Source organism: Actinomadura sp. NBRC 104412 (genome assembly GCF_030269515.1).
Classification (GTDB): domain Bacteria; phylum Actinomycetota; class Actinomycetes; order Streptosporangiales; family Streptosporangiaceae; genus Spirillospora.
In genome coordinates, this window is sequence record NZ_BSTM01000016.1 from 77,228 (window position 1) to 101,024 (window position 23,797).

General features: G+C 72.7%; 21 protein-coding genes. 16 read left to right on the forward strand and 5 right to left on the reverse strand.

Annotation, left to right across the window (positions count from 1 at the left end; genetic code table 11):
- Nucleotides 1-69 precede the first annotated feature (69 nt).
- The 15 genes from tkt to QSK21_RS20815 all read left to right on the forward strand — a co-directional run bounded on the left by tkt (nucleotide 70) and on the right by QSK21_RS20815 (nucleotide 18,266).
- Complete coding sequence (gene tkt, locus QSK21_RS20745) at nucleotides 70-2,121, forward strand: transketolase (RefSeq protein WP_285698234.1); 2,052 nt, start codon at nucleotides 70-72, stop codon at nucleotides 2,119-2,121.
- Between the two features lie 17 nt (nucleotides 2,122-2,138).
- On the forward strand, nucleotides 2,139-3,248 hold the full coding sequence (gene tal, locus QSK21_RS20750; RefSeq protein ID WP_285698135.1) for a transaldolase: 1,110 nt from the start codon (nucleotides 2,139-2,141) through the stop codon (nucleotides 3,246-3,248).
- Nucleotides 3,249-3,276: 28 nt separating this feature from the next.
- Nucleotides 3,277-4,995 (forward strand): glucose-6-phosphate isomerase, encoded by a 1,719-nt coding sequence (locus QSK21_RS20755; protein WP_285698138.1) that lies wholly within the window; start codon nucleotides 3,277-3,279, stop codon nucleotides 4,993-4,995.
- A 152-nt stretch (nucleotides 4,996-5,147) separates the two neighbouring features.
- Nucleotides 5,148-6,791 (forward strand): phosphoheptose isomerase, encoded by a 1,644-nt coding sequence (locus QSK21_RS20760; protein ID WP_285698140.1) that lies wholly within the window; start codon nucleotides 5,148-5,150, stop codon nucleotides 6,789-6,791.
- 236 nt (nucleotides 6,792-7,027) lie between these two features.
- Nucleotides 7,028-8,554, forward strand: a complete 1,527-nt coding sequence (gene zwf, locus QSK21_RS20765; protein WP_285698141.1) for a glucose-6-phosphate dehydrogenase — start codon at nucleotides 7,028-7,030, stop codon at nucleotides 8,552-8,554.
- A 12-nt stretch (nucleotides 8,555-8,566) separates the two neighbouring features.
- Nucleotides 8,567-9,595: a glucose-6-phosphate dehydrogenase assembly protein OpcA gene (locus QSK21_RS20770; protein WP_285698143.1), complete on the forward strand. Its 1,029-nt coding sequence runs from the start codon at nucleotides 8,567-8,569 to the stop codon at nucleotides 9,593-9,595.
- Nucleotides 9,592-10,374, forward strand: a complete 783-nt coding sequence (pgl, locus tag QSK21_RS20775) for a 6-phosphogluconolactonase (RefSeq protein ID WP_285698146.1) — start codon at nucleotides 9,592-9,594, stop codon at nucleotides 10,372-10,374. The genes QSK21_RS20770 and pgl overlap by 4 nt, the downstream gene beginning before the upstream one ends.
- 102 nt (nucleotides 10,375-10,476) lie before the next feature.
- Nucleotides 10,477-11,673: a L,D-transpeptidase gene (locus QSK21_RS20780; protein WP_285698147.1), complete on the forward strand. Its 1,197-nt coding sequence runs from the start codon at nucleotides 10,477-10,479 to the stop codon at nucleotides 11,671-11,673.
- 69 nt (nucleotides 11,674-11,742) lie between these two features.
- On the forward strand, nucleotides 11,743-12,936 hold the full coding sequence (locus QSK21_RS20785) for a sensor histidine kinase (protein ID WP_285698149.1): 1,194 nt from the start codon (nucleotides 11,743-11,745) through the stop codon (nucleotides 12,934-12,936).
- Between the two features lie 10 nt (nucleotides 12,937-12,946).
- Nucleotides 12,947-13,654 (forward strand): response regulator transcription factor, encoded by a 708-nt coding sequence (locus QSK21_RS20790; protein WP_285698150.1) that lies wholly within the window; start codon nucleotides 12,947-12,949, stop codon nucleotides 13,652-13,654.
- 89 nt (nucleotides 13,655-13,743) lie between these two features.
- Nucleotides 13,744-14,676, forward strand: coding sequence for an ABC transporter ATP-binding protein (locus QSK21_RS20795; protein WP_285698152.1), 933 nt, complete (start codon nucleotides 13,744-13,746; stop codon nucleotides 14,674-14,676).
- Nucleotides 14,673-15,467, forward strand: a complete 795-nt coding sequence (locus tag QSK21_RS20800; protein WP_285698154.1) for an ABC-2 transporter permease — start codon at nucleotides 14,673-14,675, stop codon at nucleotides 15,465-15,467. Before QSK21_RS20795 ends, QSK21_RS20800 begins: the two co-directional genes overlap by 4 nt.
- A gap of 221 nt (nucleotides 15,468-15,688) precedes the next feature.
- On the forward strand, nucleotides 15,689-16,288 hold the full coding sequence (locus tag QSK21_RS20805; protein ID WP_285698155.1) for a HEAT repeat domain-containing protein: 600 nt from the start codon (nucleotides 15,689-15,691) through the stop codon (nucleotides 16,286-16,288).
- A gap of 19 nt (nucleotides 16,289-16,307) precedes the next feature.
- A complete protein-coding gene (locus tag QSK21_RS20810; protein WP_285698157.1) occupies nucleotides 16,308-17,513 on the forward strand; it encodes a phosphotransferase in 1,206 nt (401 codons plus the stop codon).
- 18 nt (nucleotides 17,514-17,531) lie between these two features.
- The gene (locus QSK21_RS20815; protein ID WP_285698158.1) at nucleotides 17,532-18,266 is read left to right on the forward strand and encodes a MerR family transcriptional regulator; all 735 of its coding nucleotides are present in this window, start codon (nucleotides 17,532-17,534) and stop codon (nucleotides 18,264-18,266) included.
- Here QSK21_RS20815 and QSK21_RS36160 read toward each other — a convergent pair.
- Complete coding sequence (locus QSK21_RS36160) at nucleotides 18,230-18,589, reverse strand: imine reductase family protein (protein ID WP_352231302.1); 360 nt, start codon at nucleotides 18,587-18,589, stop codon at nucleotides 18,230-18,232. The genes QSK21_RS20815 and QSK21_RS36160 overlap by 37 nt on opposite strands.
- A 208-nt stretch (nucleotides 18,590-18,797) precedes the next feature.
- On the opposite strand from QSK21_RS36160, the gene QSK21_RS20820 reads away from it, so the two are divergent.
- A complete protein-coding gene (locus tag QSK21_RS20820; protein WP_285698159.1) occupies nucleotides 18,798-19,202 on the forward strand; it encodes a (R)-mandelonitrile lyase in 405 nt (134 codons plus the stop codon).
- Nucleotides 19,203-19,270: 68 nt separating this feature from the next.
- On the opposite strand, the gene QSK21_RS20825 is transcribed toward QSK21_RS20820, so the two are convergent.
- The 4 genes from QSK21_RS20825 to QSK21_RS20840 all read right to left on the reverse strand — a co-directional run bounded on the left by QSK21_RS20825 (nucleotide 19,271) and on the right by QSK21_RS20840 (nucleotide 23,784).
- A complete protein-coding gene (locus tag QSK21_RS20825; RefSeq protein WP_285698160.1) occupies nucleotides 19,271-19,864 on the reverse strand; it encodes a cyclodeaminase/cyclohydrolase family protein in 594 nt (197 codons plus the stop codon).
- Entirely contained in the window at nucleotides 19,861-21,567 is a 1,707-nt protein-coding gene (locus QSK21_RS20830; protein WP_285698161.1) for a formate--tetrahydrofolate ligase, read from the reverse strand. The genes QSK21_RS20825 and QSK21_RS20830 overlap by 4 nt, the downstream gene beginning before the upstream one ends.
- A 212-nt stretch (nucleotides 21,568-21,779) precedes the next feature.
- Entirely contained in the window at nucleotides 21,780-22,283 is a 504-nt protein-coding gene (locus QSK21_RS20835) for a DnaJ family domain-containing protein (RefSeq protein ID WP_285698162.1), read from the reverse strand.
- Between the two features lie 70 nt (nucleotides 22,284-22,353).
- The gene (locus QSK21_RS20840; RefSeq protein WP_285698163.1) at nucleotides 22,354-23,784 is read right to left on the reverse strand and encodes an NAD(P)/FAD-dependent oxidoreductase; all 1,431 of its coding nucleotides are present in this window, start codon (nucleotides 23,782-23,784) and stop codon (nucleotides 22,354-22,356) included.
- Nucleotides 23,785-23,797: the final 13 nt, after the last annotated feature.

Here is a 23,797-nt window from a genome sequence, read left to right on the forward strand (position 1 = left end):
GGGGACATCAGCACGTTTGAATGGTCCGATCTGGACCGGCGGGCGGTGGACGTGATCCGCGCCCTCGCCATGGACGCGGTCGAGGAGGCGGGCTCCGGCCACCCCGGTACGGCGATGAGCCTCGCCCCGGCCGCCTACCTGCTCTTCCAGCGGTTCCTTCGGCACGACCCGACGGATCCCGCCTGGCCCGGCCGGGACCGGTTCGTGCTCTCCTGCGGGCATTCGAGCCTGACCCTGTACATCCAGCTCTACCTGTCCGGGTACCCGATGACGCTGGACGACCTCAAGTCGCTCCGCAAGTGGAACAGCCTCACCCCCGGCCACCCCGAGTACGGCCACACCGCGGGTGTGGAGACCACGACGGGCCCGCTGGGCCAGGGCATCGCCAACGCCGTGGGCATGGCGATGGCGGCGCGCCGCGAGCGCGGCCTGTTCGACCCGGACGCGGCGCCGGGCGAGTCCCCCTTCGACCACACCATCTGGGCGTTCGCGTCCGACGGCGACATCGAGGAGGGCATCGGCCACGAGGCGTCCGCCCTGGCCGGGCACCAGAAGCTGGGCAACCTGGTGCTGCTGTACGACGACAACCACATCTCCATCGAGGACGACACGGCGATCGCGCTGTCGGAGGACGTGCGCGCCCGCTACGCCGCCTACGGCTGGGACGTCCACCATGTCGACTGGACGGTGAGCGGCGACTACGAGGAGAACGTCGCGGAGCTGGCGGCGGCGTTCGAGGCGGCCAGGTCCGAGACCGAGCGGCCGTCCCTGATCGCGCTGCGCACGATCATCGGCTGGCCGGCGCCGAACAAGAAGAACACCGGCAAGATCCACGGCTCGGCGCTGGGCGCCGAGGAGGTCGCGGCCACCAAGCGGATCCTGGGCATGGATCCGGACAAGAACTTCCAGGTGCCCGAGGACGTCCTGGAGCACGCCCGCGCCGTGGCGGACCGGGGCCGCGCCCTGCACGCGGAATGGGAGAAGACCTTCCAGGGCTGGCGGCAGGCCAACGCCGAGCGCGCCGCCGAGTACGACCGGATCTCCGCGCGCCGGCTGCCGGACGGCTGGGCCTCGGCGCTGCCGGAGTTCGAGCCCGGCAAGGACCTGGCGACCCGCGCCGCGTCCGGGCAGATCCTGGGCGCGCTGGCGCCGGTGCTGCCGGAGCTGTGGGGCGGGTCGGCCGACCTGGCCGAGAGCAACAACACCACGATGAAGGGCGAACCGTCGTTCATCCCCGAGGAGTTCCAGACCAAGGAGTTCCCCGGCCACCGGTACGGCCGCACGCTGCACTTCGGGGTGCGCGAGCACGCGATGGGCGCGATCTGCAACGGGATCGCCCTGCACGGCGGCACCCGCCCGTACGGCGGCACCTTCCTGATCTTCAGTGACTACATGCGCCCGGCGGTGCGGCTGGCCGCGCTGATGAAGCTGCCGGTGACGTTCGTGTGGACGCACGACTCGATCGGCCTGGGCGAGGACGGCCCGACCCACCAGCCGGTCGAGCACCTGTGGGCGCTGCGCGCGATCCCCGGCCTGGACGTGGTGCGCCCGGCCGACGCCAACGAGACCGCCCACGCCTGGCGGACGATCCTGGAGCACACCGACCGTCCCGCGGGCCTGGCGCTGACCCGGCAGAAGCTGCCGACCCTGGACCGGGGCAACGGCCTGGCTTCGGCCGAGGGCGTGTCGCGGGGCGGGTACGTCCTGGCGGACGCGAGCGACGGCCGCCCGGAGGTGATCATCATCGCGACGGGCAGCGAGGTGCATCTGGCGCTGGAGGCGCGGGAGACGCTGGAGGCCGAGGGCACGCCCACCCGGGTCGTGTCGATGCCGTGCGTGGAGTGGTTCGAGGCGCAGGACGAGGCGTACAAGCAGCAGGTGCTGCCGCCGTCGGTGCGGGCCCGCGTGTCGGTGGAGGCGGGGGTCGCGCTGGGCTGGCGCCAGTACGTGGGGGACGCCGGCGAGTCGGTGAGCCTGGAGCACTTCGGCGCGTCGGCCGACTACAAGACGCTGTTCCAGCAGTTCGGCATCACCGCCGAGCGGGTGGTGGCCGCCGCGCACGCCAGCCTGATCAACGCGGGGGTGCACGGCGCGGGCCGCGGCGAGACCACGGGCAACTGAGAAAGCGAGACGAGGCCATGACCGAGAACTTGAAGAGGCTCTCCGACCAGGGCGTGTCGATCTGGCTGGACGACATCAGCCGGGAGCGGCTGCGCACCGGCAACCTCGAACAGCTCGTCAAGGAGCGGCACGTCGTCGGGGTCACCTCCAATCCGACCATCTTCTCCAAGGCGCTGAGCAAGGGCTCCGCGTACGACGACCAGGTGCGTGACCTGACGGTCCGCGGCGTGGACGTGGAGGAGGCGGCCCGCGCCATCACCACCTACGACATCCGCTGGGGCTGCGACGTGCTGCGGCCCGTCTACGACCGCACCGAGGGCAAGGACGGGCGGGTGTCGCTGGAGGTGGACCCGCGGCTGGCCCGCGACACCGAGCGCACCGTGGCCGAGGCGCGGGCGCTGTGGTGGCTGGTGGACCGGCCCAACCTGTTCATCAAGATCCCCGCGACCCGCGAGGGGCTGCCCGCGATCAGTCAGGCGCTGTCGGAGGGCATCAGCGTGAACGTGACGCTGATCTTCTCGCTGGCGCGGTACGGCGAGGTGATCGACGCGTTCTTCGAGGGCCTGGAGCGGGCCCGCGCCAACGGCCGCGACCTGTCCTCGATCGCGTCGGTCGCCTCGTTCTTCGTCAGCCGGGTGGACACCGAGATCGACAAGCGGCTGGACAAGATCGGCTCGCCGGAGGCCACGGCGCTGCGCTCCAAGGCGGGCGTGGCCAACGCCCGGCTCGCGTACGCGCTGTACGAGGAGAAGTTCGGCACCGACCGCTGGACGGCGCTCAAGAACGCCGGGGCGCGGGCGCAGCGCCCGCTGTGGGCGTCCACCGGGGTGAAGGACCCGAACCTGCCCGACACCCTCTACGTCGACGAGCTGATCGCGCCGAACACGGTGAACACCATGCCGGAGGCGACGCTCGACGCGGCGGCCGACCACGCCGAGGTCCGGGGCAACACCGTCCAGGGGGCCTACGATGAGGCCCGCGAGCACATGAACGCCCTCGAGCAGGTCGGAGTCGACTACGACGACGTCGTCCGGGTGCTGGAGGACGAGGGGGTGGAGAAGTTCGCCACCTCCTGGAACGAGCTGCTCGGTTCGATCGCGGGCGAGCTGAAGGACAAGGGCCGCTAGCCCGCATGGGAGCGTATCGGGGGAGCGCATGACGTCCGTGGTGACCGCCGGGGGGATCTCGGTCACCATGCGGGGCGCCGTCGTGGAGGCGGGCGAGACGGTTCTGGAACGTCTGGTCTCCGACGGCGTCCCCGCCGGGCTGCGGCCGGGCGCGTCCCGTCCGGAGGGCGGGTGCCGCGCGTTCCGGCTGTGGGGGCCCGACGCGGCCCCCGCCGCCGAGCGGGGACTCGGCTGGCTCGACCTGCCGGAACGGTCCAAACGGCTGCTCGCGCGGCTCGCCGGGATCGCCGGCGAGGCCCGCGGCGCCGGGCTGGACCGGCTGGTGCTGGTGGCGACGGGCGGCGGCGCGACCGCGCCCGAGGTGATCGGCCGGCACGCGGGGGCGGACCTGACCGTCCTGGACGGCACCGACCCGCAGCAGGCCGGCGCGGTCCTCGCCGACGGGCGGCTGGCGCGCACCCTGGTGGTCCTGTCGAGCCGGGACGGCGCGGACCTGGTGGTGGACGCCCACCGGCGGATCTTCGAGGGCGCCTTCGCGCGGGCCGGGATCACCGGGCCCGAGCTGGCCCGCCGCTTCCTGGTGGTGACCGAGCCGGGATCGCCGCTGGCGCGGCTGGCGGAGGAGTCCGGTCACCGGCTCGTCGAGGCGAGCCCCGGCGTGCCGGACCGCTACGGCGCCCTCGACGCGCCGGGGCTCGTCCCGAGCGCGCTGGCGGGCGCGGACGTGGCGCGGCTGCTGGACGAGGCCGCCGCGCTGGCCCCCGCGCTGGGCCGGCCCTTCGACAATCCGGCGCTCACCCTGGGCGCCGCCCTCGGCGCGGTCTCGGCCACCTCGTCCGGGCGCGGTACGGGCCACGGCGCGCTGGTCATCGCCGACCAGGAGGCGGGCCTGGGCGGCTGGGTGGAGCATCTGATCGCCGAGTCGACGGGCAAGCAGGGCAAGGGGCCGCTGCCGGTCGTCGTCGAGGGCGTGGAGGCGCCCGGATTCGGCGCCGCCGACGGCGCGTTCCGCATCATGCTGGGCGACCGGCCCGGGGAGCACGGGGCGCGGGAGGACGCGGAGCTGGGCGTCGCGGGCCCGCTGGGCGCGCAGTTCCTGCTGTGGGAGTACGCCACGGCGGTCGCGGCCCGCGTGGTGGGCGTCAACCCGTTCGACCGTCCCGACGTCCGGGAGTCGGCGCGCAACACCGCCGCGCTGCTGCGCGCCGAGGAGGGCGGCGCACCGACCGTGATCGGGCGCGCGCCCGCCATGGTGGCGGGTGCCGTGGAGGTCCACGACCCGGGAGAGCTGCTGAAGGGCGCGCTCAAGGGCGCGGGGTCGCTCCCGGGTGCCCTGGACGAGCTGCTGTCGTCGGTCCCGGACGGCGGCTATCTGGCCGTGCTGGCGTATCTGGACCGGTGGGGCGACGCGGACGCGGCCGGGCTGCGCCCGCTGCTGGCCGGGCGGGGCGCCGTCGTCCGCAGGAACCCGGTCCCGGTCACCTTCGGATGGGGGCCCCGGTACCTGGACACGACCGGCCAGTACCACAAGGGCGGGCCGCCGAACGGGGCGTTCCTGGTGGTCACCGGTGACGCCGCCGCGGACATCCCGGTGCCAGGCCGCCCGTACACGCTGGGGCAGTTGCATCTGGCGCAGGCGTTCGGCGACCTGCGGGTGCTGCGCTCGCTCGGGCGTCCCGCCGTCCGGCTGCACCTCCGGGACCGGGTGGACGGCCTGGCGCAGCTCGCCAAGGCCCTCACCTCCTGAACCGGCCCCGGAGCACGGCGGGGAGCCCGGCCCCGAGCATGGCGGGGAGCACGGCGCTCCTCACGTTCCGGAACCAGAAGATCGCACAGGATCGCCCAGAAGGTCGCGGACGCCCGTTCACTCCTGGAACCATAGGAGGCCGGGAGGGAACGGTGTCCGGATTCGACGTACTGACGCGCGGCGACGTGCTGGACGCGGCACTACAGGCACGGGACTACCTCGTGAGCTGCGGCGTGCCCGCCGCCCTCGCCGCCAAGGATCCGCGCCTGTGGGGGCGGCGCGCGGTGGACCACGGCCGGCTGGGCTGGCTCGACCTGCCGTTCGCCTCCCGCGGGCTGCTGGACCAGATCGAGGGACTGGTCGCGGAGATCCGCTACACGGGGCTGGACCACATCGTGCTGATCGGGCTGGGCGCCGAGAGCCTGGCCGCCAAGGCGATCATGGCGGGCGGGCCCGCGGCCTCCAGGCTGACGGTGCTGGACGGCGGCGACACCGCCGTGCTCGGCCGCGCGCTGGAGCGGCTGGACCGGACCCTGGTGGTGCTGTCCAGCAAGTCCGGGGTGTCCCTCGAAGGCGACGCGTACCGGCGGATCTTCTCCGAGGCGTTCCGCTCGCTGGGGATGTCCGAGCAGGAGATCGCCGGCCGGTTCCTGGTGATCACCGATCATGGCAGCCCGCTGCACGAGTACGCCAAGCAGAGCGCGTTCCGCATCGGCCTGACCGACCCGAACCTGCCCGGTCATTTCAGCGCGCTGTCGGCGTACGGGCTGGTCCCGGCCGTCCTGGCGGGCGCGGACGCGCACACGCTGCTGGACGAGGCGGCGACGCTGCTGCCGTCGCTGTCCAAGGACGACGACAACCCGGGGCTGCTGCTCGGCGCGATCCTCGGCGGCTGCGCGCAACGCGGCGCCGACGGGCGGCCCCAGGACAAGGTGATCCTGCACGAGCCGCCGGGCGGCGGTCCCCTGTCGGCCTGGATCACCCACCTGCTGGCCTGCGCCACCGGGAGGCAGGGGCGGGGGCTGCTGGCGTTCGAGCCGCCGGGCGGCCCCGGCCCGATCCCCGACGCGCACACGCTGGAGATCAACCCGCGGGAGGGGCCCTCGGAGGCCGACACCTCGGTGTGGGCGCCGCTGGGCGCGCAGTTCCTGCTCTGGCAGTACGCCGCGGCGGTGGCGGGCTGGCTGATGGGCGTGAACCCGTTCGAGCCGGCCGGCGCGGTGGCGCGGGAGATCGAGGACGACGCGGTGACGATGCTGCGGGCGGCCGGGCAGGGCCCGCTGCCCGACCAGCGGCCCGCGTACGTGGACGGCGACATCGAGATCCACGCCGACTTCGTCTGGCCTGGCGGGGTGGGCCGCGCCGACCTCCCGATGACGCTGGAGGCGCTGGTGGAGGGCGTCCCCTGGGACGGCTACCTGTCGGTCTCCTCGTTCGTCACCGGCGGCTTCACCGGGCGGGAGCCGGCGCCGGGGCTGGCCCGCCGGTCGGGCCGCCCGGTGACCTACGGGACGGGCCCCGCGCACCTGCACGCCACCGGCCCGGTCCACCTGGACGGGCCGGGCACCGGCGCGTTCCTGATCGTGAGCGGCGACCCGCCCGCCGACGACCCGCTGGCCGTCGAGCCGGTGGCGGGCCGCCCCTACAGCCTGGCGAGGCTGCGGCTGGCCCGCGCCATCGCCGAGACGAGGGCGCTGCGGCGCCGCGGGCTGCCCGTGGTGCGGCTGCATCTGCGCGACCCCGTGGAGGGCGCGCGGCGGCTGTCCGAGGTCGCCGGGACGGCGGCGTGGGCATGACGCCGGTGTTCGTCGGGCGCGATCGGGGGCAGGCATCCGACGAGCGGCCCGGGATCGGGAATGATCACCTCGGCGGTGGCGTATACCCCTATGCGATAGGGAACGTCGAGCGGCGGGGTGAGGATACGGCGGCCGCACGTGCGTACCGCTGAGCGACGACGCGTCCGCGACGGCGACCGGGTCGGCGCGGCCGTCGACTGGACGGCATCGATGATCTGGAAAGAGGGGGCCCTCACGTGACCAAGACACCCAACCCGCTCCGGGATCCCCGGGACAAGCGGTTGCCTCGGGTGGCGGGGCCGTGCGTGCTGGTGCTGTTCGGTGTCACCGGGGACCTGTCCCGCAAGAAGCTGCTGCCCGCCATCTACGACCTGGCCAACCGCGGGTTGCTGCCGCCGGGGTTCTCCCTCGTGGGGTTCGCCCGCCGGGACTGGGACCACCAGGACTTCCGGCACATCGCCTACGAGTCGGTCAAGGAGCACGCCCGGACGCCGTTCCGGGAGGACGTCTGGAAGCACCTGTCGGAGGGGATGCACTTCGTCCCCGGCGAGTTCGACGACCCGGGCGCGTTCGACGCGCTGGCGATGGCGGTCAAGGAGCTGGACGTCGTCCGCGGCACCGGCGGCAACTACGCCTTCTACCTGTCGATCCCGCCGAAGTTCTTCCCGCAGGTGGTGGAGCAGTTGCAGCGCGCCGGGCTGGCCGACCACGGCGACGGGTCCTGGCGGCGGGTGGTCATCGAGAAGCCGTTCGGGCACGACCTGGCCAGCGCCAAGGAGCTCAACGACACCGTGCACCAGGTCTTCCCCGAGGAGTCGATCTTCAGGATCGACCACTACCTGGGCAAGGAGACCGTCCAGAACATCCTGGCGCTGCGGTTCGCCAACTCCATGTTCGAGCCGCTGTGGAACCGCTCGTACATCGACCACGTGCAGATCACCATGGCCGAGGACATCGGCATCGGCGGGCGGGCCGGCTACTACGACGGGATCGGCGCCGCCAGGGACGTGATCCAGAACCATCTCCTGCAACTGCTGGCGCTGACCGCGATGGAGGAGCCGACCTCGTTCAGCGCGGAGGCGGTCCGGGCGGAGAAGGCCAAGATCCTGTCCTCGGTGCGGGTGCCGGGCGACCTGGACGCCTCGACCGCCCGCGGCCAGTACGCGGCGGGCTGGCAGGGCGGCGTGAACGTACGCGGCTACTTGGAGGAGGACGGCATCCCCGCCGACTCCAGGACCGAGACCTACGCCGCGATCAAGCTGGAGATCGACAACCGGCGCTGGGCGGGGGTGCCGTTCTACCTGCGCACCGGCAAGCGGCTCAGCCGCCGGGTGACCGAGGTGGCGCTGGTGTTCCAGCAGGCGCCGCACCTGCCGTTCTCGCAGACCGACACCGAGGAGCTGGGCGAGAACGCGCTGGTGATGCGGGTGCAGCCGGACGAGGGCATCACGGTGCGGTTCGGCTCGAAGGTGCCGGGCACCTCGATGGAGATCCGCGACGTCAACATGGACTTCGCCTACGGCGAGTCGTTCACCGAGTCCTCGCCCGAGGCGTACGAGCGGCTGCTGCTGGACGTGCTGATCGGCGATCCGCCCCTGTTCCCCCGGCAGGAGGAGGTCGAGCTGTCCTGGCGGATCCTCGACCCGATCACCGAGCACTGGGCGGCGACCCCGGGGATGGACCAGTACAAGTCCGGGGGCTACGGGCCCGAGAGCGCCGACGAGCTGATGGCGCGCGACGGCCGCTCCTGGCGGCGGCTCTAGGAGCGGGAACACGTGAACATCGACCTCACCAACACCACCACGCGCCGTATCCAGGACGCGCTGACGCAGGCCCGGCACCTGATGGGCGGCCCCGCCGTCGGCATGGTGCTCACCTTGATCATCGTGACGGACGAGTCGGCGCAGTACGACGCGGTGCGCGCGGCGACCGAGGCGGCCCGTGAGCATCCCTGCCGGGTGCTGACGGTCATCTCACGGGACTCGCGGGGCAACTCCTCCAGGCTGGACGCCGAGATCCGGCTGGGCGAGACCGGGCCGGGCGAGACGGTGCTGCTGCGGATGTACGGGCCGCTGGCGCTGCACGCCGACTCGGTGGTGGTGCCGCTGCTGATGCCGGACACGCCCGTGGTGACCTGGTGGCCGGGCGGCAGGGTGCCGGAGACGCCCAGCAAGGACCCGCTGGGCAAGCTGGCGCAGCGCCGGGTCACCGACGCCTACGCCGCGCCCGACCGGCTGGGCACGCTGGCCCGGCTGGCGCAGGTCTACCGGCCCGGCGACACCGACTTCACCTGGACCCGGCTCACCACGTGGCGGTCGCTGCTGGCCGCCGCGCTCGACCAGGAGCACGCGGAGATCACCGCGGGCGAGGTGACGGCGGAGCCGGACAGCCCCAGTGCCGAGCTTCTGGCGGCCTGGCTGTCGCTGCGGCTGGGCGTCCCGTTCTCGCGGTCGGCCTCCGACGGCCCCGGCATCACCGGGGTGCGGCTGGTCACGGCCGACGGCGACATCACGGTGACGCGGCCCGACGGGCGGGTGGCGACGCTGTCGCGTCCCGACCAGCCCGACCGGCAGGTGTCGCTGATGCGGCGGCCGCTGCCGGAGCTGCTGGCCGAGGAGCTGCGCAGGCTCGACCCCGACGAGGTCTACCACGAGGCGGCGGCCCGCTTCGCCAAGGACCTGGCGGCCGTGGCCGCGCAGGCGGAGGTGCCGCCGGGCGCCAAGGCGGCCGAGACCTCCGGCGCGACGCCCGAGCTGCCCGAGGACCCGGTGTCCGGCCTCGATGGCGGCACGGAGGCTCCATGAGCGCCACGCCGGGAGTGCTGATCCACAGCGACCAGTCGCTGCTGGCCAAGGCCGCCGCCGCGCGGCTGGTGACCCGCCTGGTGGACGTGCAGGCGGCGCGCGGCACCGCGTCGGTGGTGCTCACCGGCGGCGGGGTGGGCACGGCCGTGCTGGCGGAGCTGGCCGCGTCCGGCGCGCGGGAGGCCATCGACTGGCGGAACCTGGACATCTGGTGGGGCGACGAGCGCTTCCTGCCGTCCGGCCACGCCGAGCGCAACGAGACCGGTGCCCGTAATGCGCTGCTCGACAAGGTGGACGCCGACCCGGCCCGCGTGCATCCGATGCCCGCGGCCGACGGCCCGGACGGCGACGATCCGGAGGCGGCGGCGCGGCGGTACGCCGAGGAGCTGCGCGCCGCGTCCCGTCCCGAGGATCACGGGCCGGTGCCGTCCTTCGACGTGCTGATGCTCGGTATCGGCCCGGACGCGCACGTGGCGTCGCTGTTCCCGGAGATGCCCGCGCTGTACGACGAGCGTCCCGTGGTGGCGGTCCGCGGCGCGCCCAAGCCGCCGCCGACGCGGCTGTCGCTGACGCTGCCGTCGATCCGGGCGGCGCGCGAGGTGTGGGTGCTGGCGGCGGGCGAGTCCAAGGCCACGGCGGTGCGGATGGCGCTGTCGGGCGCCGGGCCCGTGCAGGTGCCGGCGGCGGGCGCGCGGGGCCGCCAGCGCACGTTGTTCCTGCTCGACCGCGCGGCGGCGTCCCGGCTGCCGCCGGGGATGGACCGCATCGGCTCGCCGTGACGCCCGCCCCTGGTCATCGCCCGGCCTATACCCGAATATTGTGACTTCCTGGGGAATGTCCCCTTGCGGGTGCACGGCATCCCATGGCGAGGAGGGTCACAGGTGCTCCAGGGTCGGGCGATCGGGGCGTTCACGGCGGTGGCGGCCGCGCTGGTACTGGCGGTCGCCGGGTGTTCCTCCGGCGACGGCGGCACACCAGGCGGCAAGGAAGGGGAGGCCGCTCCTCCCAAACTCACCATCACCCCGGCGAACGGGGCCAAGGGCGTGGCGCCCGACCAGCCCGTGGTGGTCAAGGTCGACAAGGGCAGGCTCGCCGGCGTCACGCTCGCCGACAGCAAGGGACGCAAGGCGGAGGGCAAGCTCGCCGCCGACGGCACCTCGTGGCGTTCGTCGTGGGGCCTGAAGCCGTCCACCACCTACACCGTCACGGCCCGCAGCACGGCCAAGGACGGCAAGGCGGGCACCGCCACGTCCACCTTCACCACCCTGACGCCCACGGCCAAGCTGGAGAGCGGCATGGCGCCGCTGGACGGCGAGAAGGTCGGCGTGGGCATGCCCATCCAGTTGCTGCTGTCCAAGCCGGTCACCACCAAGCAGGGCAAGCAGAACGTCGAGCGGTCGCTGGAAGTGCGCATGTCCAAGCCCGTCGAGGGCGCCTGGTACTGGATCAGCGACAAGGAGGTGGACTTCCGTCCCCGCGACTACTGGCCCACCGGGCAGAAGGTCAAGGTCATCGCCCACCTGGCCGGGGTACGGGCCGGGGAGGGCCTGTGGGGCGTGAAGGACCGCACGGCCACGTTCACCGTCGGGCCGCGGCACATCACCCTGATCGACGCGAAGAAGTACCGGGCGACGGTGACCGAGAACGGCCGGACCGTCCGCACGATGAAGGTCAGCCTCGGCAAGCCCGGCGACGACAGCTACTCCGGGAAGATGATCGCCCAGGAGAAGGTGGCCGACATGGTCATGGACTCGGCCACCACCGGCAACCCCGGCGAGTACCGGACGCCCACCAAGTGGAACGTCCGGATGACCTACAGCGGCACGTTCGTCCACTCGGCGCCCTGGTCCACCGGCGCGCAGGGAAGCGCCAACGTCAGCCACGGCTGCGTCAACGCGTCCCCGGCCGACGCCAAGTGGTTCTACCACTTCACCAACCGCGGCGACATCATCGAGGTGACCGGGACGACCCGCAAGCTGCAATTCGGCAACGGCCCCACGCCGTGGGCCAAGTCCTGGGAGGACTGGGTCAAGGGCAGCGCGCTGGGCGCCCCCGTCCGGGGCCTCCCGCTGGAGTGACCAAAGTAGACGGGCCACTCGACTTTGGGCGCTGCCGGTGCCGGCCGGATGCTGGCTACCGTTGATCCGGTGAGGTTCCGCTCGCCCCTGCGCAGCCCGGTCCTGGCCCAGGCGGCGCGTGACGTGTCGGTGGTGGCGGTCGCCGCGTGCATCGGGTCCCTGGCCTTCGTCGGCGCCGAGGAGACCCGTCCGCAGCCCTCCACCACGCAGACCGTGCGCGACCTGGCGATCGGGATCGTCGCCTGCCTCATCCTGCTGGTGTTCCGGCGGCGCCGCCCCGTGGCGGTCACCCTCGTCCTGACCGTCATGGCCGTCTTCTCCGGGTCGGCGTGGGGCACGCCGGCGATGGGCGTGTTCACCGTCGCGCTGCACTGCTCGTGGCGGGCCACCGCCCTGGTGACCGCCCTCAACGGAGGGTTCATCGTCTTCGCGTTCACCGTGGTGCCCGGAATGGGGAGGCAGGAGCGGGTCGAGGCGATGTCGGTGTTCCTGTCCATGTACGTGGCACTGGTCGCCACCGGGCTGCTGGTCCGCTCGCGCAGGCAGCTCATCGAGTCGCTCAAGGAACGGGCGCGGCAGGCCGAGGAGGGGCAGCGGCTGCGCGTCGAGGAGGCACGGCACCTGGAACGGGAGCGGATCGCCCGGGAGATGCACGACGTGCTGGCCCACCGGATCTCGCTGCTGGCCGTCCACGCCGGGGCGCTGGAGTTCCACGCCGACGCGCCCCCCGAGCAGAGGGAGGCCGCCGGGATCATCCGGCGCAGCGCGTACGAGGCGATGGAGGACCTGCGCCAGGTGATCGGCATGCTGCGGGACGCGCCTCCCGAGGACACGGGCGAGAGCGCCGAGCGGCCGCCGCCGGCCCTCACCGACCTGCCCGCGCTGATCGAGGAGTCGCGGCGCGCCGGGACGCACGTCACGCTGGACGACCGGGTGCCCGACCCGGACCAGGTGCCGTCCCGGATCGGGCGTCACGCGTACCGGATCGTCCAGGAGGGGCTCACCAACGCCCGCAAGCACGCCCCCGGCGCCCTGGTGCGGGTGACCGTCGCGGCCACCGGCGCGGGCGGGCTCAGCGTCGAGATCGTCAACCCGCTCCCGCCGGGACCGGCCGTGCACGGCACGGGCCTGCCCGGAGCGGGCATGGGCCTGGTGGGCCTGCGTGAACGCGTCACCATGCTCGGCGGGGAGCTGGAGCACGGCCGCACCGACGACGGCCGGTTCCGCCTCCACGCCACGCTTCCCCCGCCCGTCGGCTCATAGGGTTGTCACCATGGAATCCGCCAGCGACCCCACCGGGAGACCGCCGATCCGCGTCCTGATCGTGGACGACGACGCCCTGGTCCGCGCGGGACTGACGATGATGCTGGCGGCCGCCGACGACCTGCGCGTGGTCGCGGACGTGGCCGACGGCGCCGAGGTGGTGCCCGCGGTCAACCGGCACCGCCCCGACGTGGTCCTGATGGACATCCGGATGCCGCGCCTGGACGGGCTGGCGGCCACCGAGCTGCTGCGCGCGCGCCGCGACCCGCCCGAGATCATCATCCTGACCACGTTCGACACCGACGACCACATCCTGCGCGCGATGCGCGCCGGTGCCAGCGGGTTCCTGCTCAAGCACACGCCGCCGCCCGACATCATCCGCGCCATCCGGCAGGTCGCGGCGGGCGAGCCGATGCTGTCCCCCGCGGTGCTGCGCCGCATGATGTCGTACGTCGCCGGGACCGGCGTCGACCCGCGCCGCGAACGGGCCCGCGAGCTGCTGGGACGGCTCAGCGAGGGCGAGCGGGCCGTGGCCGCGCTGGTCGGGCGGGGCCGTACCAACGGCGAGATCGGCAAGGAGCTGTCGCTGAGCGTGGCGACGGTCAAGGCGTACGTGTCACGGCTGCTGACCAAGCTGGAGCTGAACAACCGGGTGCAGATCGCGCTGCTCGTCCACGACGCGGGCGAGCGGGACGGCGAGGCCACGGGAACGCCGTAGCCGACCGGCGCCGGGCGGTCGACTTCCGGCTCCGCGCGCTCGACCATCGGCCGACGCGGCGGCGGGCGACGTCCCGCCACCCTGGACGCATGATCGAGGCTGAACGGCTCACCAAACGCTATGGGGAGGTCGTGGCGGTCGACGACGTGTCGTTCCGCTGCGAACCCGGCACCGTCACCGGCTTCCTCGGCCCCAACGGCGCGGGCAAGTCCACGACCCTGCGGATGATCTGCGGGCTGACGCCGCCGAGCTCGGGCACCGCCGCCGTGAAGGGCGTCCCGTACCGGCGGATCGCCAACCCGGGCCGGCATGTCGGCGTGCTCCTGGACGCCGCCGCCATGCATCCGGGGCGGACCGGGCGCGAGACCCTCGCCCTGACCGCCCGGCTCCTCGGGGTCGAACGGGAACGCGCCACCGAGACGCTGGAGCGCGTCGGGCTGCCCGCCAAGGCCGCCCGCCGCCGCGTCGGCGGGTACTCGCTGGGCATGCGGCAACGGCTCGGGCTCGCGCAGGCGCTGATCGGCGACCCGAGCGTGCTGATCCTGGACGAGCCCGCCAACGGCCTGGACCCGGAGGGCATCTTCTGGATGCGGTCGCTCCTGCGGGACTTCGCCGACCGGGGCGGGACGGTGCTGCTGTCGTCCCACCTGCTGCGCGAGGTGGAGGCGGTGGCCGACCGGTTCGTGGTGATCGCGGGAGGCCGGATCGTCGCCCAGGGCGCCAAGGAGGACCTGCTGTCCGCGCCCGGACCGATGCTGGTGCGCGGCCTGGATCCCGCCGCGCTCCGCGACGCGCTGACCGCCGCGGGCCTGACCGCGCGGCCCCAGGAGGACGGGACGCTCGCGGTGGACGGGACCGCCGAGGCGGTGGGACGCGCGGCCGCCGCGGCCGGGGTCGTCCTGTTGGAACTGCGCCAGGCGTCCGGCGGCGGCCTGGAGGAGCTGTTCCTGTCCCTCACCACGGCTTCGGCCGCCGCCACCGCGCCCGGAACACCCGCGCCCGCCGTGGAGGTGGCCCGATGACCGCGACCGTGACCACTCCCCGCGACGCCGCTCCCGCCGTCGTGGACGACCCGCCCGCGCCGTCCCTGGCGCGGCTGACACTGATCGAGCTGCGCAAGACCGTCGACACCCGGTCGGGCCGCTGGCTGCTGATCGTCATCGCGCTGTGCACGCCCGCGCTGATGCCGCTGATCCTGTTCACGATGCCGGCGAAGGAGCAGACGCTGCGGGAGCTGTTCATCGCCTCCCAGGCCGGGCCGATGATCCTGCTGCCCGTCCTGGGCATCCTGTCGGTCACCTCCGAATGGTCACAGCGCACGGCACTGACCACGTTCGCGCTCGTCCCCCACCGGCGCCGGGTGCTGGCGGCGAAGCTGCCCGCCTGCGCGCTGCTCGGCGCCGCGTTCGTCGGGATCGGGCTGGCGGGCTCGGTCGTCGCCCGCGCGATCGGCGGCGCGACCGGCCGGTCGGAGGGGTCCTGGTCGCTGCCGCCCGAGCTGGTCGGCCAGACCCTGCTGACCTCGGTGGTCCTCGTCGTGATGGGCGTGGCGTTCGGCCTGGTCCTGGGCAGCCCGGCGCTGGCGATCGTGCTGTACTTCGTCCTGCCGACCCTGTGGACGACGCTCGGCGAGATGGTGAAGCGGCTCACCGGCCCGGCCCGCTGGCTGGACACCAACAAGACCCTGGAGGCCCTCTCCTCACCCGGCGTCACGGGCGTCGAATGGGCCCGTCTCGGCACGTCGGTGGCCGTGTGGGTGCTCCTCCCCCTCCTCATCGGCACGATCCGCCTCGTCCGCCGCGAGGTGAAGTGACGCCGCGCCCTGCGCGAAGCCGGCACCGGGACCCGCACCGCCATCCAGAGCCCCGCGGTGCGGGCCCCGGCGCCGGCCGGGCACGCCGAGCGGTCACCGATCCCTTACCGAACCCATACCGAGCCTGAAACGTGATCAGCGCACCAAATGCGTCATTCCGGTGGCGAACGGTGACAAAGCCCAGGACAATGCCCCGCATGTCTCGTACAGATGATCGTTTCGTGACGCGGCGACGCGTCCTCCGCCCCGAGACGACGGTCGAGCATGTCGACGAGTTCGCCAAGGGCGCTCACTGGCCGATGGTCGGCGTGACCGAACGCGACCGGGAGTCCGGCACCGACGGCGAGGTCGTCTGGCAGGCCGACGGGCACACGCTGGGCAAGCAGGTCCTCAAGACCGGGTCGCTGCACTACGTGCAGGACGCCATGTTCGGCATCGGCTACTACTACCTCACCGGCAGGCCGAAGGGCGTCGTGGAGACCCTCGCCGCGAACGCCGCGCAGGCCCTCGACCCGTGGACGGTCGAGGAGCTGTGCCAGGCGTTCGACCAGTCCGGTGACCCCCGCGCCCGAGGCCAGGCCGCGCTCCGCCTGGGCCTGGCCGCACCCCCCAAACCCGACCAGCAGGTCATCAAGCGCATCGGCACCGCCCTGGCCGACCAGGACGCCCGCGTCCGCTACGCCTCGATCTTCGCCGCCTCCTACACCCGGTACGAGGCGCTCCTACCCAACCTGCGCACCATCGCCGACAAGGACGAGGAAGAGTTCCTGCGCGAACGCGCCGCCGCCACGCTGCGTTCGATGGACGGCGTGAAGGTCTAGAACGTCGAACTCGAACACCATGCCAGGCGAGCCCACCGACTTCCCCCTGGATCCCGCACGTGACGCGGCCCCTCCCGAGTCACCCGGACCGGAGTCCAGGGTCCGCGCCGCCATCGCCCGCCACCTCCCGGATCGCGAGATCAGATCCCTCACCGTCCTGGGCGAGGGCCTGGACAACCGCGCCTACGAGGTCGACGGCGACCTGATCATCCGGATCATCAAGAACCACGGCACCCCCGCTCCCCGCCCCAAGGCCCACCCGAGCGCAGCCGGAAGCGAGCTGAAAGGCGCTCTGACGGGCGACCACGAAGGCGAACACCAAGGCGAGCTGAAAGGCGAGCAGGGAACCGAGCGGGCCGTCGAGCACGGCGACGGACTCGAAGGCGAGCACGGAGACGGGCTTGACTCAGGTGCCCTCCGGCGCGAGGCCGAGTTGCTCGCCGCCCTGAGCGGGTTCTCTCCCCTGCCGGTGCCCGAACCCGTCTTCGTTGATGGCGAGGCGGGCGTTCTCGCCTATCGCAAACTGCCGGGCGTCCCCCTGCTGGGGCACCCGGTGAAGGATCCCCTCCTGCTGGCACCCGCGCTTGGCCGTTTCCTGAGTGCCCTGCACCAGGCGGACGGCATGGAACGGCTGGTCCCCCGCGATGTCGAACCCCTGGCGGTCTGGCTCGCGGACGCCGAAGAGACCTACGCACAACCCTTCCAGATGAAAAAGCGGTCCCCTCCCGCCCGGGGGCGGACCGCTACTCCCATCGTCAACCCCGACACCCCTCCCGCAAAGGCGAACGACGTTCTGTGGACAACGCTCGCGTCCCAGCTACCCGCCGAGTACCGCCCCAGGATCGAAAGCTTCCTCGCCGCGCCACCCCCCGACGAGCCGCAAGAGCACGTGTTCTCCCACAACGACCTGGGCGCCGAGCACATCCTGGTGGACGTGGGTACGAGCACCATCACCGGCATCATCGACTGGACGGACGCCGCCATCACCGACCCGATGCACGACCTCGCCCTCCTTTACAGAGACCTGGGCCCAGAGGTCTTCGAGGCAGTGCTCCGCCACTACGAGGGCCCGTGTGACCGAGAACGAGTCCTCTTCTACGCACGATGCTCCGTCCTGGAAGACATCGCCTATGGCCTCGCCACCGGCAGCTACCTCTACGCGGACGCAGGCATAGCCCACCTGCCCTGGATCTTCGGTCCATCTGTTGCACCTCACCCCACGTGAGGTCTTAGCGTCTCCGGCATGGACGGACGACGGTGGCGCGTGGGCGAACTGGCCAAGGCCACCGGGCTCACCATCCGTACACTGCACCATTTCGACGACGTGGGCCTGCTCCGGCCCGCCGCCCGCTCGCCCAGCGGCCATCGCCTCTACACGGCCGATGACGTACGCAGGCTCTACCGCATCATCGCCCTGCGCCAGCTCGGCCTCCCACTACGCGAGATCGCCCGCGCCCTGGACGGGGACGCCTCGGACCTCGGCGCGTCCGTCCGCACCCAGCTCGACCACGTGGAACGAGTGATCGCAGACCACCACCACATGAGGCAGATGCTCCGCGCGCTCGCACAGGCGATCCAAAAAGAGCATGAGCCCTCCGTCGACCAGCTCATCGCCACCATGGAGGCCATCATGCAGGGCAGCCATTTCAGCCCCGACCAGCTCGAACGGGCACGGCGCCGCCATCAGGAACCGGGCTTCGCCGAACGCTTCGCCCGTTGGAGAGAACGATGCGCCGCGCTGGTCGCGGAACTCCGTACGGAGATCCGGCTGGAGACCGACCCCGCGGACCCGGCGGCGCAGGCGCTCGCCCGGCGATGGAACGAGGCCATGCTGGAGATGGTGGAGGGCGACAGGCGCACCCTCTCCGCCATTTACAAGAAGATCGAGGCCAAGGGTCCCGAGGCCGCGACGCAGGGAATCCTCGACGCCGAGACCTGGTCCTACCTGAGCCGCACGTTCGCCGCGGGTTTCCGCTGACGGCGATCGCGTCCCGAGCCTTCAGGTCGCGGCTTCACCTCACCCCCCAGCCGCCACGAAAATGCCCGGCTTTCCCGTACGAGGTCGTCGACCGAGGGCAGGTGGTGCTTGAGCGCGCCGCACTCGACGGCGTGCTCGCGCCGGTCGACCTCGTGCGCGATCGTGGGCAGGAAGCCCGGCAGGGCCGCGATCGAAGGGCGCGCGTTCTCCAGGGACCGCTCCGCCTCGATGCCTGCGCTTTCCAGGAGCGCGGCGTCTGGACCTTGCCGTCGGTGTCGCCGGCCGTCATGCCGTCCTCCTCGGACTCGGGGAGCGAGGACCACGCTGGGAACTCAACCGGACCTGAGGTCAACCCGCCCCGAAAGTTCGGTTCGCGGCCGGTCATCTCTTCCTCCGCCCACTGCTGCGGCCGGGCTGCCGGGTATCCCCGCGTGAATCGATCACGAGTGACCCCGCGCGACGGGTCCTGTACGTCCGCGCGTCCCGTCCCCGGGTTCGCCGCGGGCGGACGGTCATCTGGGAGGGAGCGCCATGGATTTTCTGCCGAAGCAACCGTCCGGCAAGGGAACGGCCGAGATGTTCACCGGTGACGTCTGGACGGACGTCATCATCACGGCCACCGAGCCGTCCCGGATGCGGGCGACCCTCGTCCATTTCGCCCCCTCCTCGCGCACCGTCTGGCACCGTCACGTCTTCGGGCAGACCCTGTACGTCACCGACGGCATCGGGCTGGTGCAGTCCCGGGGCGGCGATGTCATGGTGATGCACCCGGGCGACACCGTGTACACGCCGCCGGGCGAATGGCATTGGCACGGCGCGACCCCCGACAACTTCATGACCCACCTGTCCATGTGGGAAGGGCTCGGCGGCGCCGACCAGGGCGCCGAGAACGAATGGGGCGCCCCCGTCACCGACGAGGAGTACGGCCGAAGGTGACCGGCCGAGCCGACCGAAGGCGACCGGCCGAGCCGCCAGAGGTGACCGGCCGAGCCGGCCGGAGGCGACTACCCGAGCCGGCCGGCGGCGGACTCGGCGGCCCGCAGCAGCTCGCGGGCGCGGTCGCCGGGGCCGGTGCCCAGGTCGCCCAGCCGGGCGTTGATCCGTACGAGCTCGGCGGCGGAGCGGGCGGCGGCCACGGCCAGATGGACTCCGGTGGCGGCGTCGCCGAGCAGGTTGGGGTTGCCGTGCTCGCCGATGTCCGCGCCCAGCGCCGCGACCTCGGCGGCCACTTCCGCGATCTCCAGGGGGACCTCGCAGGCCCGTGTGAGGGCCTTCAGGATCCGGTCGCGGCGGCCCTCGGTGTCCTTGGGCAGCCGGTACGCCTCCAGGACGGCGCGATAGGCGGTCGCGTCCTCCTCGGCGAGGGTGAGGGCACGTTCGCGCAGCGCGTCCGCGCGCGCGGCGATGTCCCTGGCGCGGCCGTAGGACGCGGGAGCGAACCGGGCCGCCATCGCGACCAGGGCGGCGCCGAGGGCGGCGGTGAACGCGGCGGCGCCGCCGCCCCCGGGCGCGGGCTCGGGGGCGGCGACGGCGTCCAGCCAGCCCGCGACGGTCATGTCGCGGTAGGCCGGGCGTCCGACAGGCGGAGGAGACGTCACGAGAGACCCACGATCTCGCCGTTCTCGTCCAGGTCGATGCGGGTGGCGGCGGGTCGCCTGCCCAGGCCCGGCATGGTACGCATCTCCCCGCAGATCGGGTAGACGAATCCGGCGCCGACGGACGCCCGGACCTCGCGGACCGGCAGTGTCCACCCGGTGGGGGCGCCCTTGAGGGACGGGTCGGAGGAGATGGACAGGTGGGTCTTGGCGACGCACACCGGCAGCCCCCCGAACCCGGCGCGCTCGTAGGTGTCCAGTTGGCGGGAGGCGGTGGGCGAGTAGTCGACGGCCGCGGCCCCGTACACCTTGGTGGCGATCGTCTCGATCTTCTCGCGGAGGCTCGCCTCGTCGGGGTAGAGCATCCGGAAGTCGCTGGGCTCCTCGGCGGCGTCGGCGACGGCCTCGGCGAGCTCGGCGGCGCCGCGTCCGCCGTCGGTGAAGTGCGTGCAGACCGCCGCGCGGGCGCCCATCTCCTCGGCCACCTGGCGGATCACCCGGTGTTCCGACGGGTGGTCGGACGGGAACGCGTTGATCGCCACGACCGGGGTGACCCCGTGCAGCCGCACGTTCTCGATCTGCTTGCGCAGGTTGGCCGCGCCGGCCTCGACGTCGCCGGGGTTGTCCTCGAACAGCTCGGGGGGCAGCGGGCGCCCGGCCACGATGGCGTACTTGCCCGAATGGGCCTTCAACGCGCGGACGGTGGCGACGACCACGGCGGCGTCCGGGGTGAGCCCCGACGTGCGGCATTTGATGTTGAAGAACCGCTCGGCGCCCATGTCCGCGCCGAACCCCGCCTCGGTGATCAGGTAGTCCCCCGAGCGTATTCCGACGAGATCGGCCACCACGGAGGAGTTCCCGGTGGCGATGTTCCCGAACGGCCCGGCGTGCACCAGCACCGGTGTGTTCTCCAGGGTCTGCAGCAGGTTCGGCTTGATCGCCTCGCGCAGCAGCACCGCCATCGACCCCGCGGCGCCGAGCTGCTCGGCCGTGACGGGGGTGCCTGAACGGGTGTAGGCGACGACGATGCGTCCCAGCCGTGCCCTCAGGTCGTCCAGGGAGTCGGCCAGCGCGAGGGTGGCCATCACCTCCGAGGCGGCGGTGATGTCGAAGCCGGTCTGGCGCGGCACCCCGTCGGCGCGGGCGCCCAGCCCGATGACGATGTTGCGCAGGGCGCGGTCGTTGACGTCCAGTACCCGCCGCCAGGTCACCTCGTGCGGGTCGATGCCCAGCTCGTTGCCTTGGTGCAGGTGGTTGTCCAGCATGGCGGCCAGCAGGTTGTGCGCCGCCGTCACCGCGTGCATGTCGCCGGTGAGGTGCAGGTTCAGCACCTCCATCGGCACCACCTGGCTGTGGCCGCCGCCCGCCGCCCCACCCTTGATCCCGAACGTGGGCCCCATCGACGGCTGCCGGATCGCGACCGTGGCCCGCTTCCCGATGTGCTTGAAGCCCTGTCCCAGCCCGACCGTGGTGGTCGTCTTCCCCTCCCCCAGCGGCGTCGGGGTGATCGCGGTGACCACCACGTACCTGGCCCGCGGCGCCTCGGCCAGCTCGTCGATCGCCGACAGCTTGATCTTCATCACCGTCTCGCCGTACGGCTCCAGAAGGTCGGTGCTCAGTCCCATCTCGCCGGCGATGTCCTCGATCGGCTTGAGGGACGCCTGGCGGGCGATGTCGAGATCGGAGGGGAACGTTTCGGCTACCAAGGCAGGCCTCCAGAGATTCCGGATGTGAAGCCGGTCATCTCGATGGTGGGGGGGCCGCTTCCCTGGAGCATCGCCGATCCCATGCAACGGAAGGCGAGTCCCCGCCGACCTCGCCGGTGTCCTCGGGACGGCGGACCGGAGCCGCGCCGCCGGGCGTGCGGCGGCCTTGGTCGAGGCGGTCGACCGGGGCACGGACCGTCCGGCCGTGCGCCTCAAGAGCGCCGGATGATCCGGCGCAGCCGGCGGAAACGGCCTTTGCGTTCCGTCCGCTCGGGGGTGGGTGGCCTGCCGGGTTCCGTGGAGGGGGCCGCGGCCCGCCTCGCCTCCCGCCATCGTTCCACCACGGCCTCGGCGTCGACCGGGAACACCATGATCGGAAGTTCGGACGGGCGCCGCAGCGAGTCCTTGATCCGCTGGTTGAGATCGTCCACCACGTCCCGGACCGCCCGCTCGGAACGCAGGTCGCGGACGGTCTCGGCGAGCCGGTCGATCTCCTTGCGCAGCCGCAGCCGCTCCGGCAGCATCGCCTCGGTGTCCAGCCCTTCGCGGCGGGCCCAGTCCGCCACCCACCGCTCCATGCTGAAAGGCTGATCGCTCTTGGGGAGCGGCTTGCCCGCGCCCGGCAGCCCGTCGAACGCGCCGCGCTCCTCCGCCTCGCGGATCTGCCTGTCGACCCACGTCTCGAAGTTCATCCCCGGCGGCTTGCGCTCGGTCATGCGCGGCCCTTCTCCCCCCGAACGACGGCCTCCGTCCAGGGTATGCGGCCATTTCCCGAGCCGGCCCCCGTCAATGCCCGGTGATCGCGTCCGCCACCAGGGCCAGGGGTGAGGTACGGCGGGAGGTGGAGGCCCGCTCGTGGGCATCGGCGGCGCGGTAGAGGGCGTAGGTGGTCTGGACGCCCAGCCAGCGCAGGGGTTCGGGCTCCCAGTGCCGGGCCTTCCAGCCGACCCACGGCATCCGCGTGAGCGAGGTGTCCCGTTTGAGGAGCAGGTCGCGGAGCGTGCGCCCGGCCAGGTTGGACGTGGCCACGCCGGTGCCGGTGTAGCCGCCCGCGTGGCCGAGGCCGGTGCGGTGGTCGAGGGTGACGGTGGAGCACCAGTCACGGGGGACGCCGAGGACGCCCGACCAGGCGTGGGCCACTGAAACGGACGCCGAGACGGACGCGGCGGTGGGGAACATGCCGGCGAGCGCGCGCCACAGGGCGTCCACGGTGTCGGGGTGGGTACGGCCGGAGCCGTCCACGCGGGAGCCGTACCGGTACGGCTTGCCGCGCCCGCCGAAGGCGATGCGGCCGTCGGCGGTGCGCTGGGCGTAGATGTAGTAGTGCGCCATGTCGCCGAGCAGCTCGCCGCCGTCCCAGCCGATGTCCTCCCACGTCTCGGCGGGCAGCGGCGTGGTCACGATCATGGAGCTGTTCATCGGGAGCCAGTCCCGGTGGTGGCCTTCCAGGTCGGGGGTGAAGCCCTCGGTGGCGCGCAGGACGTACTCGGCGGCGACCGTCCCGTACGGGGTGGCGGCAGCGGCGGGCGAGACGCTGGAGCGCGGCCGGATCCGCAGCACCGGTGTGCGCTCGTACACCTCGACGCCCAGGGCGCGGACCGCGCGGGCCAGGCCCTGGACGAGCGCGGCCGGCTGGACACGGGCGCAGTGCGGGCTCCACGCCGCGCCCACGGCGCCCTCGACGGTGACACGGCCGTCCGCGTCGAGCGTGACGTCCTCGCCGGTCCAGCCCCACTCGCGGAGCCGCTTGACGTGCTTGTGCAGCCGGACGAGCTGCGCCTGGTTGCGCGCCACGTACAGGACGCCGCTCTTCAGCAGTCCCGCCTCGATGCCCTCGTCCTTCGCGACGCGAATGATCTCGTCGATGGTGGAGAACATCTCGCGCTGCAACGCGATCGCGGCGGCACGCCCATGGCGGCGGGCATAGCGCTGATGGGACCCGGCCACCTCCCCCACCACCCAGCCGCCGTTGCGGCCGGACGCGCCGTACCCGGGGAACTCCTTCTCCAGCACGACGATGTCGAGGTCGGGCCGCGCGCGCTTGAGGTAGTACGCCGTCCACAGCCCGGTGAAGCCGGCGCCGACGATGCACACGTCGGCCGAGCGGGGTCCGGGCAGGCGTTCACCGGGGGACGGGACGCCACCCGCGTCGCGGTACCAGTACGACACTCCCCCGTTGCGGAAGCCGGGGGCGAGCGGGGCGTGTTGCGAGTCCATGCCTCATCCTGAT